Origin of the sequence: Undibacterium sp. Tian12W, from assembly GCF_049339405.1 — a bacterium.
Taxonomy (GTDB): Bacteria; Pseudomonadota; Gammaproteobacteria; order Burkholderiales; family Burkholderiaceae_D; genus Undibacterium.
The window spans coordinates 92242-106367 of the sequence record NZ_JBMPPK010000020.1 but is presented as its reverse complement, the minus strand read 5'-3'; the positions used below and the strand labels follow the sequence as shown (position 1 = coordinate 106367).

The window sequence follows — 14126 nt, the reverse complement described above, 5'->3', positions numbered from 1 at the left end:
GAATACTTGGGACAACGAGATTGATACTTCTAATGCGTCATCCACAAGTAAATTAGTGTTGTAGTTAACTATAACACTAACTCAATTCAGTTTGTGCAAGTTTTTTGCGGTGCATGACAAGAAAAAATCGGCATGGCACACTTGTCAATCTTCCTCTTCTGTATGGATAGCACTCATGCATCGCCTGACCTCTACTTTTTGTCTGCTCGCTTTATTGTTCGCCACCACTACTGCATTAGCCGATTGTGCTGAACCGACCAAACAGGACTTGAAGTCCGCGAAATCTGCTGGCTGGAAACTGGACGATGACAGCAAGCGACAAAGCCTGGCACTCTCTGCGGCTGATTGTCTTGGTAACCCGGATACAGAATTGCGTGATGAACTGGCCTTTGAAGGGTTATCAGCCTGGATGCGCGCTGAGAAACTGGAGATCACGACACTCACCGGCCTGCGCATGAAAATGCTGAATGCCGTACAGGCACCTGCAGCGGAAGAAAGCAGCTTTTTGCGACCCTTTGCCATATTGACGCTGGCAGAACTGGTGCGGGCAGACAGGAAAAAAACATATCTGAGCGCACAGGAGAGAATTGATATCGTCAATGCCGGCAGCCACTATCTGAGCAACTTGCGCGACTATCGTGGCTTTGATGAAAAAGACGGCTGGCGACATGGCATAGCACATAGTGCTGACCTGATGCTGCAACTGGCGATGAACCCGGACATAGAAAAATCCCAGCATGACACTATGCTGGCAGCCATTGCTACGCAGATCGCCCCATCCACGCATTTCTATCAATATGGTGAGGGAGTCAGGTTGATGACAGCCGTGTATTATCTGGCGCGCGCACCGAGTTTCAACAAGCGCGACTGGGATCTGTGGTTCAACAAGCTGATGGACAACAGCATACAGCCTGGCCCATACAACCAGGCCAGACTGGCGCAAAGACATAATGTCAGCGCCTTTTTGCTACCGCTATATTTTTCAGTCAGGGAGAGCACCGAACCCGCCCTGAAGGAAAACCTCTTGCCCGCTGTGAGGGAAGCCCTGCGCAAAGTCAATTGATACCCGCCCCTCACGACAAAGCATGCAGCGCAGCACTGCGCGCATGAATGGCCGTAGTATCAAACAAGGGCACACCAGCATCATCCTGGCCTACCAGCAGGCTGATCTCGGTACAACCAAGGATGATTGCCTGCGCCCCACTCTCTTTCAGGCTGGCCATGATACGGCGGTAGTGCTGGCGTGATGCCTCATTGATCTTGCCCAGGCAAAGTTCTTCATAAATAACCTGGTGAATAATGTCACGGTCTGCCAGCTCGGGCACCAGCACTTGCAAACCATGTTTGCTGTGCAAACGCTCGCGGTAAAAATCCTGCTCCATGGTAAAGCGTGTACCGAGCAAACCTATCTTGCCGTAACCCGCATCCTTGATGGCTTGCGCAGTAGGGTCGGCGATATGAAACAAGGGTATCGCTACCGCAGCGTCAATAACATCTGCCAGCTTGTGCATGGTATTGGTACACAACACCAGAAAATCTGCCTCGGCCAACTCCAGTGATCGCGCTGCTTGCGCGAGGATGACACCAGCGGCATCCCAGTCACCGGCGTGTTGCAGTCTCTCTATCTCATGAAAATCGACGCTATACAGGATGATTTTTGCAGAATGCAGGCCACCGAGTTTTTCTTTGATGGTTTCATTGATTTGCTTGTAATAAGGTATCGTCGATTCCCAACTCATGCCACCTATCAGGCCTATGGTTTTCATTGCAACTCCATGTGTAAATTAAAGGCCGCTGCCCTGGCCAGTGGATAGAATGGATCTATAATAAACAGACCGCATTTTCCAGGCTATCAAGAAATTTCAGCATAGAGCTTTTGTCATGAGCATGGATACCATCGACATCAAGTGGGCAAGACTGGAATTATTGCCAGCCCTGCCCTATTCCATCAGCAGCACATCTTCCCATACCAGCCTGGGTCTGGCATTTGCACGTCAGACAGGCGTGCATGCGATAGGCAGCGATATCCGTCATGACTTTGATGCATGGCCAGGCGACTTTGCCATCAGCACTGCTGGCTTGCCGATGTTTTCAGAATCAGCACATGGCGGAGAATACCTGCTCATGCATATCACCAATCCTGATCTGTTGGCAGACATGCATGCATCATCGCCAAGGCAGATATTCCAAGGCGACAAACAGGCCGTCATGCTGGCCTGGCAACTGCGCAGCCTGCTCTTGCAAAAAGACAAAGACGCTCTGCTTCTGCAAGAAAAAGCTGGCTTGTTTTTACAGCGCGGATTAATACTCACCAATGAAAGATCAAGCAAGGTAAAGACGTGCAGCCCATATGCGCAAGACAAAGTTTTGCATGGCCGCATACTGGATTACATAGAAGATCAACTCGACACCACATTGAATCTGGAAGAACTAGCAACGATGGCAAATATGCCACTGCTGCGTTTCTTGCGCAGCTTTGCCCATGCAACCGGCACCACACCACATGCCTACATTACCGAACGCCGCCTGCAAAGAGCGCGCTTGCTCATCCTTGATAGCAATTTGTCTATTGCCGATATTGCCGCAGATTGTGGTTTTGCTCATCAATCCCATCTTGGTAGCGCCTTTAAATCCAGGCTGGGGCTTAGCCCTCAGCAATACCGCAAGCTGGCTGGGTGAAGCTCAATCCCGCAAAAAACTGAAGCTAACTCCGCTTTCATAAAGCAAAAGCAAATTTTCTACCGATTTTCACAGAAAATATTTTCCCACGGAACTGTTTTCAAAGACATTTGTCTATGGAAAATGCGTTAATTCCGGCGATAGCTTGCTAACATCAGCGTTTACGCATCACCTCTTGATCAATCCCATACCTGCTAATTAAACTAAAACCAAGGTTTTCATCATGTCTCCGAAAATTCTCACCGTCAGTATTGCGCTCGCTTTTAGCGGAGCAGCCAGCTTGTTATTTCCTCAAGAAACAGCACAAGCTGCGCCGGCTATTAATAACGTCGCCAAAATCAAGCCAGCCGACCTGACGCTGGAACAGGTATACCGCGCCAAAGGCTATGCAGGGCAGGCCGCCCGCCATATACAATTCAGCAAGGATGGCCGTTACCTGGCTTACACCTGGAACCCTTTCGGTGAAAATGGTTTTGATTTATATGTGCATGACACCCAGACTGGAGAAACCAAACGCATTACTTCACCAGCCCTGATGAAAACCTACGATGCACCAGAAGACTGGGAACGCTTCGATAAAAAAGCCAAACAAAAAGAAAAAGAAGAAGCCGAGCGCCAGGCCAAAGCAGAAGCCCAGGCCGCCTACCTGCGCGGTGAAAAAGTCAACCTGATGCAGTGGGAAGAGGCCGCGCTCGAAGAAGTGAAGCGTGAACTGGCCGAGAAAAAAGCCAAGGACGCTGCCAAGAAAGCTGAAACCGATGCTGAAGCTGCGAGGGAAAAGGCCGCTGCGGCTGCCGCGAAAACCGGCACAGCCAGCGTAGCTAAAAACGATGGCGACAAAAAAGACGAAAAGAAAGATGCAAAGGACGACAACAAAGCCAAGGAAATCTGGGAGCTGCGTGACGAGCTGAAAAAGAAACTCGAAAAAGAAAAACTCAAACCCAGTGACCTCTACCCAGGTGTAGATGGTCTGGTCTGGGCGAATAAAAAGAATGAGCTGATCTTCCAGTATCGCGGTGACCTGTTCCGCCTGAACGCCGCAGATGGCAAGATAGAACGCCTGACACAGACTGATAAAACCGAACGCATCGTCGCCTATCAGGCAGATGATAATGGCTATATCTACATGGATGAAAAACGCCTGTTCAACGCCAGCTTTAGCAGCAGCGCAATACGCCAGTTGAACCGCGAACTGATACACCCAGACGACGCCGATAAAAAATATCGCATTGCCAGTACCGTGCTCAGTGAAGACAAACAATGGATGGCGATTTCTGCCGAGGCACCGGATGCCAAACCAGAAAATGGCAAACCTGCCCCACCTGCTGAGCGCCAGGTCGAGATCATGAACTACAGCGAGCGCTTTGCTACGGCAAAAAAAGTATCGCGTGAAGTATCCGACGACAAACGCAAGATACCCGCTACGGCCCTGTATATACGCCGCGTTGGCGATGCCTCTGCACGCCAGCCACTACCTGTCTTCACCAATGACGGTGGCGATGTCTGGTTTGAAATGAGCCCGGTTGCCTGGGCCAAGGATGGCAGCCGCTACACCTTCTCCACCTGGGAACGTGAAAAAGACTTGCTGCGCATCTATGTAGGCAAGGCAGAAGAAGGTGTCAAACCACAAATGGTTCTGGAAAGACGCGGCAACGTTGGTCATGAAGTCGTCAATGTACTGGCACCACGCTTCACCGCCGACAGCCAGCAACTGATTGCCGTGCTTGATGAACAAGGTTATCGCCAGCCCTATGTCATTGATGTCAGCAACGGCAGCGTCAAACCCTTGCTGAAAGGCGAGTTTGAAGCGCACAACATCATCGGTTTTAGCGATGACAATAAATCCATGTTCGTACTCGCCAACAAGGATGATTTTGCAGCAATGAATGCGTACAAGGTTGATCTCGCAACTGGTGACATGAAAGCCCTGGGCCAGGCTGGTGACTTCTATCGCAACAGCACTGTGACTGAAAGCGGCGACAAACTAGCCAGCATGGCAGGCCAATGGGCCAGCCGCCCTGAATTGAAACTGGTGGATATCAGCAAAGCCAAATCCACGACGCTGACACAAAGCCATGACCCTCAGTGGAATGCGATAGACCTGCAACGCCCTGAGCGCTTCAGCTACACCAACCGCCATGGTGACAAGATACAGGCCTATGTATTCAAGCCAGCCGGTCTGAGCTCTTCTGACCACCGCCCTGCGATTGTTTATACCTACGGTGGCCCGCTGAATGACAGGCATATCGTCGAAACTGACAGCTTCCAGCAGACCGCCTATATGTTTGGCATGTATATGGCAGCCAAACATGGTTATGTGACCGTGGCGGTTGATCCACGCGGCCACTCCAATTATGGCCGCAAGTTCAGCGATGCCAACTGGGAACAGGTAGGCAAACCGCAGGCTGAAGATCTGGAAGACCTGACCAAGTACATGCAAAAGAACCTCGGTGTTGATGGCAAGCGCATAGGCCTCACAGGCTGGAGCTTTGGCGGTTTCCAGACCCAATACACCATGTACACCAGCCCTGATACCTTTGCTGCCGGTATCGCCGGTGCTGGCCCGACAGAATGGGAAAACTACAATAGCTGGTACAGTGGCCGCACCATAGGCAAAACAGAGCGCAGCAAACCTAACCTGCGTAAATATTCACTACTGCCTCTGACTGCTGGTCTAAAAAAACCCTTGATGCTGGTACACGGCATGCAGGATCCAAATGTCTTGTATCAGGACACAGTGAATGTGTATCGTGCCCTGCTCGAAAACGGCAAGGAATCCCTGGTTGATCTATTCCTTGATCCAGATGGTGAACATGGCCTGGGTGGCACAGTCAAACCGAAGGCTTTGCACAAGAAATATGAAGCTTTCTTCCTGCAGCATTTGGGCAAGGCTAAATAAGCATTGAATTAGCCGCGGTTAACTTGAACAAAAGAGCGACCATGCTGGTCGCTCTTTTTGCTTCTATCAAGGGAACGAGTATTCGAATGAAGTTTGATTATGCTTTGAGGCCTAAAGCTTACAAAGCCAATAAGCAATAGCTTAGCAATGAAACGAGTGCTGGCGTTTTTTAAAAAATATTCATGGCGAGAGTTATCTGATGTCAGGGTTTGATCAAACACCTAATTTTTCCATGGGCAATGATATTTTATTTCCGTTCCCTGTGTGCCGGGCTGGTTTTCACGTGTAAAGTTGAAAGCAGAGTAAACTTCAAAATCCTTATAGATCCCCTCATGCAATTCTTGTGGTGCAGGGCCAAATGGGCCAGATGCTTTGACGATCTTCAATAAATACCTGTCCAGTTCTTTGTTTTTGCTGGAGAGCAGAACCTGATTGTCATTTAATATTCCTGCACGGTCAAAGCGGAGCATGAAAATGCCCTTGCCGTACAATTTTTTCTTGTTTTTTACAGGGAAATGTTCGGTTCCACAATCTTCTATTTTTTTTGAAATCGTATTTATATACTCTTGCGCCACTGGGCTGCTGAATTTTGTTGAAGGTGTGATTTTCAGAGGATGGGATTGCGCTTCAATCTCACGGATAATTTGCTCAGCCCGATCGGCTATTTTCTGTTGTTCTGGATCACGTAGCTTCACCGATTTTTTTGCTTCTTGCAGCAAGCGTTGTTGTTCTGCTTCCAGTTTTTTAATTTTGAACTCGTTGTCAGCGATTTGCTTTTCCATGCCGACTGCTGTCTGTGCCTGTGCAAACTGCGCTATCTGCACGGTTATGCTGAGAGTAAAAATAATAAGGAGTGTTGACCGCATGATATTCCTGATTGCTGACACTTTACATGCCTGTGTCAATAGGCCCTTCATCCAGAACAGGACGAAAAGCTTATAATCATGCTTTACAGCCCAGCTTCGATCAAGCCGTGGAAACTTGATTTTGCTTAAGAGGCTAACCGTTCTTGTTAGCAATTAATACCTGCTTGGGTGCGCATACGTTTTGATGGAAATTGGCCTGAAGGCTAAAAGCAAAAAACAGGGAACGGCAATTTCGCATTAAAATTACCGTAGATTATTTGCGCAAGCATGCTGATAATGCCTCCATCGCCTGATTTTTAGCTCAGGCAAGCACCGATTCAGGAGTAACCCATGAAAAATAGCATCAGCCAATACTTGTATTCCGTTTGCCGACAGGCAGCGCAAGAATTTCGTCAGATAGGACAAAAGGTAGGAGAACGCCTGCTGCGTACGCCTTTGCCAAAAATCCTGGTTGTCGTACTGGCCATCGCACTACTGATCACCATTATTCCGCTGATCATTACCTTGTTTATTGCCTTTGTCCTCATCAGGATATTATTGAAAATCATTTCCATGAGCGTGCGGCAAAACCGCGGGAAAGATGCAAACGTGCCGTATGAAAGACGAATCAAGGATATACATTGATTGGATAGTTGCAAAAACAGCCTGACTGCTATCGCACCATCAAATCCCAACACTGAAATTCAGTCCAGGAAAATCCTGAGTCAGATTTTCTTTCACGCTGCTGGGCGTCAGCCCTGTCCAGCGCTTGAAAGAACGCCGGAAATTATTCGCGTCATGAAAACCCAGGTGCATGGCGACTGCCTCATTGTCGTAATGACGGCTCTGGAATAGATACAGGGCGACATGGGTGCGTACCTGATCAAGCTCGGCCTGGAAATGCGTGCCCTCTTTGGCCAAATAGCGTTTCATGCTGGCCGGGCTAACTGCAAATGCAGCCGCCAGTTGCTCCAGGCTAGGGTTACCGCGTATATGGGTCAGCAGATAATCATAGACCGCATTTAACAGACTCGGCGTTTCATCGCTGAGCAAGGCTTCTTGCTGTGCCTGTTGCAAGGCCAGGCTGGCTGCCAGCGCACTACCTCGTGGCCAAGGCGAGTCCAGATATTCTGTGGCAATCAGCATCGCATCCAGATGGCAATTAAAACGCAGCTCACTACCGAGGTGCACTTCATGTTGCTCGGTGTGGCGAGCAGCGCTGCGGTTGAAACAGAAGCGCCATGGCAGGCGCATACCGCTTAACCAGCGACACATCGCAACCACGGCTGTCATGTGCATCTCGACTATTGCCGGGCGCAGACTGGGGGCGCCATAGCTATTCATCCAGTACAAGACAGCTACATCCTTGCCTTCACTGAACCTGGGGCTGAGCAAAGGACATAGTCGGGTAGAATGTGCGCACAAAATCTCCAATGCCTGCCGCAGGCTTTGTGCCTGCAATAATGCATGACTGATGCTGCCAAAATGCCCAGGCAGCATTTGTTGCCCCAACATGAAACTGCTGTCGGCACTGCGCAGGGCTTGCAAGGCATTTGCCAGCAATTGCAGATATTGCAGTGGACTGATATTGCATTGCCCTTGCGTGATCCGTGCAGCATCAAGGCTTACACTACGCAAGATGAGCTCATCATCGACTTCGCGGCTACGCGTATAGGCCAATATCTGCGCCGCATGGTATCCGGCTGGCAGGCAGGCATCTGCAGCCTGATGGAAATGCATTACAAGCCCCTCGCTGCCAACTGCGGCTCAGTAGAGGCAAGTGCACTGGCTTCCACTGCGCGACTGAGCCTGCTCAACAAAGTATCCGGCGCATCATCCGCCACAGTGCAGGCATGACGCATGCTGATTTCCAGTGTCACCTCTCTGGCGCAATAACGCATCTGCCTGACCATTTTGCACAGATGTACGGCCAATGCCTGCGCTTCTTCCAGGCTGGTGTCATGCAAGACCAGAGCAAACCTGTCGCCTGCATAACGACATAGCACGTCTTCATTACGCAGGTTCAGCAAGAGCATGTGGCTGACGGCCTGTAAAACACGGTCACCCTCATGCTGGCCATGCTGACGGTTGATCAGATGGAACTGGTCTATGTCCAGCAATACCAGCGCACAAGGCACGCCGGGATGGCTGTCCAGCTCCTGCTTGATTTGCTGGCGCAAATAATCAGCATTGCTGAGCTGGGTCACACGGTCAAATGCACGGTGGTCACGGAACAGACGCTCACGTTTTTGCAAATGCTCATTCAGGGTGAACTGTTCTTCGCGCCAGTAATACATGCCGGCAGTGACGATCAGCATACCGGCAAAGACCAGCATGGATTCCAGCCAGTTATCCCAGACATCCGCCTTGGGGATGGCAAAAAACTCATCCAGACAATCTGCCCATGACCCCAGCATGATGGCCGCCAGGCCAAATGCAAACAGCCGCGTCACCAGCCCCTTGGGACGGCTGCTGAGCATGATCAGCAACCACAAACCAGACATGACTGAAGTGCCGCCTTCACCGACGATGTCCATCCACTTCCATTTGATGAAAGGCTTGGGTGTGCCCATATAGGCATACAGAAAAATAAAGGCAATCAAAGCCACACAGGCAGTGATGATGAAGTTTCTATGCAGGCGCAGCATGGAATTTTTGAGCATTGCATTCACATCCTAAGGTCAAGTCGCGCGAGGGTAATTGACATGCGTGACGGGACGATGACATGCGTGCATTTTCGTATTGCCTATGGATGGAAAACAACGGGGGTGCAAACAGCTCAGTTCTTTTTCATCTTCACGGGTTCAATGCCTGAAAGACCTCTCACCACAGAGGCACAGAGACGCAGAGAAAAACAAGAGGAAAAAGTCTCTTTGCCAAAATGGATAGACTTGATTTGAGTATTCTCTTCTTTCTTCCGCTGTGCCTCTGTGTCTCTGTGTCTCTGTGGTGAGCTTTTTGGTCTGTTTTTCAAAATGGGCCCGTTATCAGTCGAGTATCGCCAAACGCAAAAGTCATTTCAGCTCACATTTTCGCGATTTACAGTGCGATTTCCTCGTAACGGCAAAGCAGGCTCCCCCCTGTCACAAACCCGACATATGTAACTCCTAGAATCCGCCCACTCTTTGCCATCCATTACCTGCGGAAAATCTCACTCATGAAAACCCTGAAGAAAAAGCCTGTCCCCCAACTATCCATCATCATGCTGGGCATCTCCGCCATGCTGAACGCGCATGCCCAGGGGCCTAACGTGACTGTCAGTGATGCCAGCAGCGTCGTTATCAGCGGCCAGCGCGCCAGTATGCGCAAGGCGCTGGAGATGCAGGAAAAGGCCGACAATATCGTCAGCGTGGTCAGTAGTGATGATATCGGTGGCCTGCCAGATAAAAATGCAGCGGAAGCATTGGCACGCCTGCCCGGCATTTCTGTCCAGCGTGATCAGGGCGAAGGCCGATATATCGTTGTACGCGGCCTGGGTGCCGATCTGAACGGTGTGACCATCAACAATGCACTTGTGCCCTCACCAGAAGCCAGTCGTCGTGCGGTAGCGCTCGATGTTTTGCCTGCCGGGATGATACGTTCACTGGAGGTCACCAAGACCCTGCGCCCTGAACAGGATGCCAGCTCGCTCGGCGGCGCAGTCGAAGTCAAGAGCCTGACTGCCTTTGATTTGCCAGGGAAATTTTTGACATTAAACACCGGTGCCAGCTATGACCAGGTCACTGGCAAGACCAGCCCTAATGCTGGTCTATTGTGGGCTGACCGTTTTGCTGGCGGCAAGCTGGGTATCGCCGCTGGTATTAGCGCTGAGAAACGCAGCTTTGGCTCAGACAATGTGGAAACCGGTGGTGCCTGGGACAATGGCAAACTGGGTGGATTTGAATTACGTGATTACCTGCCTGTGCGTGAACGTCATGCCTATGCCTTGAACCTGGATTACAAGCCGACAGCATCACAAACTTACTTCATGCATGGTTTTTTGAGCGACTTCAGCGATGATGAAGTACGTGATCGCATCACCATAGGCAGCTTTGCCAGCGGCACTCTGGCCGAAGGTGCAACGACTACGGCGAGAGCAGAGCGCCGCATACGCCAGCGTAAATATACCCAGACCATCAGTTCCATCGAGCTGGGCACGGAACAAAAATTCCAGGACTGGAAACTGGATCTGGCAGCAGGCTCCAGTCGTGCCAGCGAAGATACGCCAGAAGCCTTGAACGACGGCCGCTTCCGGGGCAATGCCAATTTCGCTGGAGTTGGTTTTGTTGATGGTGAAGTGCCCAAGATCATAGGCCCGGCCAGCCTGTATGATCCGGCGAACTACAGCCTGAATGCCATCAGCCTGCAGCAGCGTTTTTCCAAGGATACTGAACAACATCTGAAATTTGATCTGGCCCGTAAGTTCCATTTCGAGCAGTTTGAATCAAATCTGAAATTCGGCGCTAAGACCAGCCGTCGTGAAAAGACCAATGACACCAATCAATGGACTTATAACAGCAGCAAAACCAGCAGCGGCAATTACTGGGGGCCGGGCTCTACCTCCATGACAGCCTTCGTCCAAAACCAGGCGCTCGATTATCCCCTGGGTAATATAGGCACCGCCATCAGTACTGACCTGATACGCGCCCGCGTGGCTGGTCTGGACAGAAATGCTGCGCGCCTGGTGCTGGAATCGGCCATCAATGATTACAAGATCAATGAAAATATTGACGCCGCCTATCTGCAAAACAGCTTTGACATGGATGCCTTGCACATACTGGCCGGTGCCCGCGTAGAACGCACGCAGTTTGACGCTGCTGGTACGCAAGTGACTGGAGGCACCAGCCTGCAAGCCATCAGCCGCCAGCGCAGTTATTCAGACTGGCTGCCGTCCCTGCACCTGCGCTATGACCTAGACCAGAAAACCAGTGTACGCGCAGCGTGGACCAATGCTGTCGTACGTGCCAACTTCAGCCAGTTGGCACCCGGCATCAACCTCACCAGCACTACCGAAGCAGTTATCGGCAACCCGGATTTGAAACCACTGAAAGCCAGCAATCTTGATCTGGGTGTAGAAAAAATATTGGCGCATGATGGCAGCGTATCTGCCTATCTGTTCAACAAGGACATAAAGAATTTTACTTACACGACCAATCTGGCCGGTTCAGGTGCATGGCAAGGCTATACCAGTGCGGTGTCCTATGCGAACGGCGATACTGCCAATGTTAAAGGCATAGAACTGTCTTACTCACAGCCTTTGCGCATGTTGCCAGCCCCGTGGAAATACCTGATCGTTGGTGCGAATGCGAGCTTCACACGCTCCAGTGCAGACATTGCCCGCTTTGATACTGCACTGGGTAAATCCCGTAGCCGCTCTATCAGCCTGCCCGGCCAGTCTGACCGTGTCATGAACCTGATGCTGGGTTACGAGCATGGCCGTGTCAGCACCCGCCTTGCGCTCAACTATAAATCCCCTTACCTGCTGGAGCTCGGAACGGATATCTTGCGCGCAGATCAAGACCGTATTGTTGATACTCAAAAGCAGCTCGATTTTTCGCTGGCCTATCAGCTCAGCAAGCGCTTCCAGCTGGTCTTTGAAGCGGCAAACCTGAACAATGAAAAATACTATGTGTATCAAGGCGCGCATCAATTTAACTCGCAATACGAACAATATGGTCGCACGTATAAAGTCACACTGAAAGCCAGCGTATTCTGATGAGCATAAAAACGATGAAAACAAAATATCTGATATCCAGCCTGGCATCAATACTGGCCTTTTCCTGCGCTTCAGCAGCAGGTTTGCCACCCGCAGTCACTGGCAAAGCCCAGGAAATAATCGCCCTGCCAGATGGCGGCTGGCTCACGCTGGACAAGCAAGGTGTGCGTCTTCTGGATGCGCAAGGCAAAGAACGCAGCAAAGTCAGCATGCGGGCAAAGCATCTCGATGCCCGTCCACATGTTGATGGCATGCTGGCAGTATTTACTGATGCAGATACGCAAAAGACCTATGCGTATGTGGCGGATCAGAAAACCGGGCAACTGCGTTTGCAGGCCAGCATGGCTTCTCCTGATTTTTCACTGGAAAGCATATGCCTGTATCGCGATGCGCAACAGCTGGATCATGTCTTCCTGATAGGCAAGGAAGGACTGAGCGAACAATGGGTCATGCACAAAGGCAGCGCGCAACTGGTACGCAAGCTGGCGCTGCCACCACACAGCAAGCATTGCCGTGTCGATGATCAGAGCCAGACCCTGTACCTGAGCGTGCCAGATAGCGGCGTCTGGGCATTTACGGCAGAAGCAGAAACTGCAGCCAAATTGAAGCCCGTCGCCTTGACTGCGCCATTTGGCAAATTACATGGCGGTGCCACGGCCATCAGTGCGCTGCCAGGTGGTGTGGCGATTCTCGATGCGAATGGAAAAAAACTGCATCTGTATCGCCAGAAGGATGAGCAGCATTTCCATCCAGAACAAATCTTGAACCTGCCTTACAGTGCAACGAATATCCATGTGAATGCATCCAGCAATAACAGCAATAAACTGGATTTCCTGCTGCAGGATGAGCAGGCAAAAACCTGGCGTGCCAGCAGTGCCGTGTGGAAGCAGCCAGAAGCCTCAGAAATAGTGGTCATCGAACCCTCGGTGCAAACCGACACGGTCGCCCGTCATGGCGATGCTGCCGATGATCCTGCGATATGGGTGCACCCGCAAGATGCGAGGCTTTCCCGCGTGCTGGGTACCAACAAGAAACAGGGTTTGCTAGTGTATGACATGCAGGGCAAGCAAACCCAGTTGCTGGAAAGCGGACGTCTGAATAATGTGGATGTGCGTCAGAATATTAAATGGGGTCAGCAAAGCTTTGATATCGCCATGGCCACCCAGCGTGATGAAAACAGTCTTGTGTTATACGTCATCAATGATCAGGGACAAGTAGCGGAAGCAGCCCGCTTCGCTACCAAGCTGGACAAAATTTACGGTTTTTGCCTGTACCAGCCACGCACTGGTGGTCTGGAAGCTTTTGTGAATGACAAGGATGGCAGTTACCAGCAATTCCGCATTACCCACAATGAACAGGGTTTCAGCAGCAGCCTGGTGCGCAGTTTCAAACTGGCCAGCCAGCCGGAAGGTTGTGTGGCCGATGACAAGACTGACCGCCTGTTCATGGGCGAAGAAAAGCGCGGTATCTGGGTCACCTCTGCGAAGGCGGAGCAGCCTGCGGATTTACAAATGGTGATGCCGGTTGGCAAGCAACTGGTGGCCGATGTTGAGGGCTTGGCTATTTACTTTGGTCAGCAGAAAAATTACCTGTTGGTATCCAGCCAAGGTGACAGCAGTTATCTCGTACTGGAAGCGCAAGCCCCTTATCGTCTGCGCGGCAAGTTTCGCGTAGGCATGAATCTGGCGAAGGGTATTGATGGCACTTCAGAAACAGATGGGATAGAGGTCAGTTCTGTCAATTTTGGTGGCGAGTTTGCACTAGGCATGCTGGTCGTGCAAGACGGGTACAAGCGCTTGCCAGACGGCACGCAAAACTTCAAATACATTCCCTGGTCTGCCATTGCCAGAGCGTTCAAGTTGGAATGACTCAGTCATTGAATAAACGCACCAGATCAGTGCTGCAACAGAACTGGTGCGGTACAAATTGATGACAATTTGCGGACACTTTTCCAAAAGTCTGTCTGGCCCCAGAGACTATGATGATAGGACGATAAAATAGAAGATGG

At 50.8% G+C, this 14126-nt stretch carries 10 protein-coding genes; 6 read left to right on the top strand and 4 right to left on the bottom strand.

Annotation, left to right across the window (positions count from 1 at the left end; all coding sequences use genetic code 11):
- The first annotated feature begins 175 nt into the window (after window positions 1–175).
- A complete protein-coding gene (locus tag ACO0LI_RS23485; protein ID WP_423035660.1) occupies window positions 176–1063 on the top strand; it encodes a DUF2785 domain-containing protein in 888 nt (295 codons plus the stop codon).
- A gap of 10 nt (window positions 1064–1073) precedes the next feature.
- Here the strand turns inward: ACO0LI_RS23485 and ACO0LI_RS23480 are convergent, their stop codons facing one another.
- Window positions 1074–1766, bottom strand: coding sequence for an aspartate/glutamate racemase family protein (locus ACO0LI_RS23480; RefSeq protein ID WP_423035658.1), 693 nt, complete (start codon window positions 1764–1766; stop codon window positions 1074–1076).
- Between the two features lie 115 nt (window positions 1767–1881).
- Here ACO0LI_RS23480 and ACO0LI_RS23475 point away from each other — a divergent pair, with 115 nt between their 5' ends.
- Together ACO0LI_RS23475 and ACO0LI_RS23470 are read left to right on the top strand one after the other, a co-directional pair.
- A complete protein-coding gene (locus tag ACO0LI_RS23475) occupies window positions 1882–2679 on the top strand; it encodes a helix-turn-helix domain-containing protein (protein WP_423035656.1) in 798 nt (265 codons plus the stop codon).
- A gap of 223 nt (window positions 2680–2902) precedes the next feature.
- Window positions 2903–5578 (top strand): prolyl oligopeptidase family serine peptidase, encoded by a 2676-nt coding sequence (locus ACO0LI_RS23470; protein ID WP_423035654.1) that lies wholly within the window; start codon window positions 2903–2905, stop codon window positions 5576–5578.
- A 221-nt stretch (window positions 5579–5799) separates the two neighbouring features.
- Here ACO0LI_RS23470 and ACO0LI_RS23465 read toward each other — a convergent pair whose 3' ends face one another.
- Window positions 5800–6444 (bottom strand): hypothetical protein, encoded by a 645-nt coding sequence (locus ACO0LI_RS23465; protein ID WP_423035652.1) that lies wholly within the window; start codon window positions 6442–6444, stop codon window positions 5800–5802.
- 330 nt (window positions 6445–6774) lie between these two features.
- Here ACO0LI_RS23465 and ACO0LI_RS23460 point away from each other — a divergent pair, with 330 nt between their 5' ends.
- Window positions 6775–7068 carry a hypothetical protein gene (locus ACO0LI_RS23460; protein ID WP_422953328.1) on the top strand — a complete coding sequence of 98 codons (294 nt, stop codon included), beginning with the start codon at window positions 6775–6777 and terminating at the stop codon, window positions 7066–7068.
- 39 nt (window positions 7069–7107) lie between these two features.
- Here ACO0LI_RS23460 and ACO0LI_RS23455 read toward each other — a convergent pair whose 3' ends face one another.
- Both ACO0LI_RS23455 and ACO0LI_RS23450 read right to left on the bottom strand, forming a co-directional pair.
- Entirely contained in the window at window positions 7108–8163 is a 1056-nt protein-coding gene (locus ACO0LI_RS23455; RefSeq protein WP_423035650.1) for an AraC family transcriptional regulator ligand-binding domain-containing protein, read from the bottom strand.
- Entirely contained in the window at window positions 8163–9086 is a 924-nt protein-coding gene (locus ACO0LI_RS23450; RefSeq protein WP_423035648.1) for a GGDEF domain-containing protein, read from the bottom strand. The genes ACO0LI_RS23455 and ACO0LI_RS23450 overlap by 1 nt, the downstream gene beginning before the upstream one ends.
- 494 nt (window positions 9087–9580) lie before the next feature.
- On the opposite strand from ACO0LI_RS23450, the gene ACO0LI_RS23445 reads away from it, so the two are divergent.
- Both ACO0LI_RS23445 and ACO0LI_RS23440 read left to right on the top strand, forming a co-directional pair.
- A complete protein-coding gene (locus tag ACO0LI_RS23445) occupies window positions 9581–12118 on the top strand; it encodes a TonB-dependent receptor (protein WP_423035646.1) in 2538 nt (845 codons plus the stop codon).
- Between the two features lie 14 nt (window positions 12119–12132).
- The gene (locus ACO0LI_RS23440) at window positions 12133–13986 is read left to right on the top strand and encodes a phytase (RefSeq protein WP_423035644.1); all 1854 of its coding nucleotides are present in this window, start codon (window positions 12133–12135) and stop codon (window positions 13984–13986) included.
- The last annotated feature ends 140 nt before the right edge of the window (window positions 13987–14126 follow it).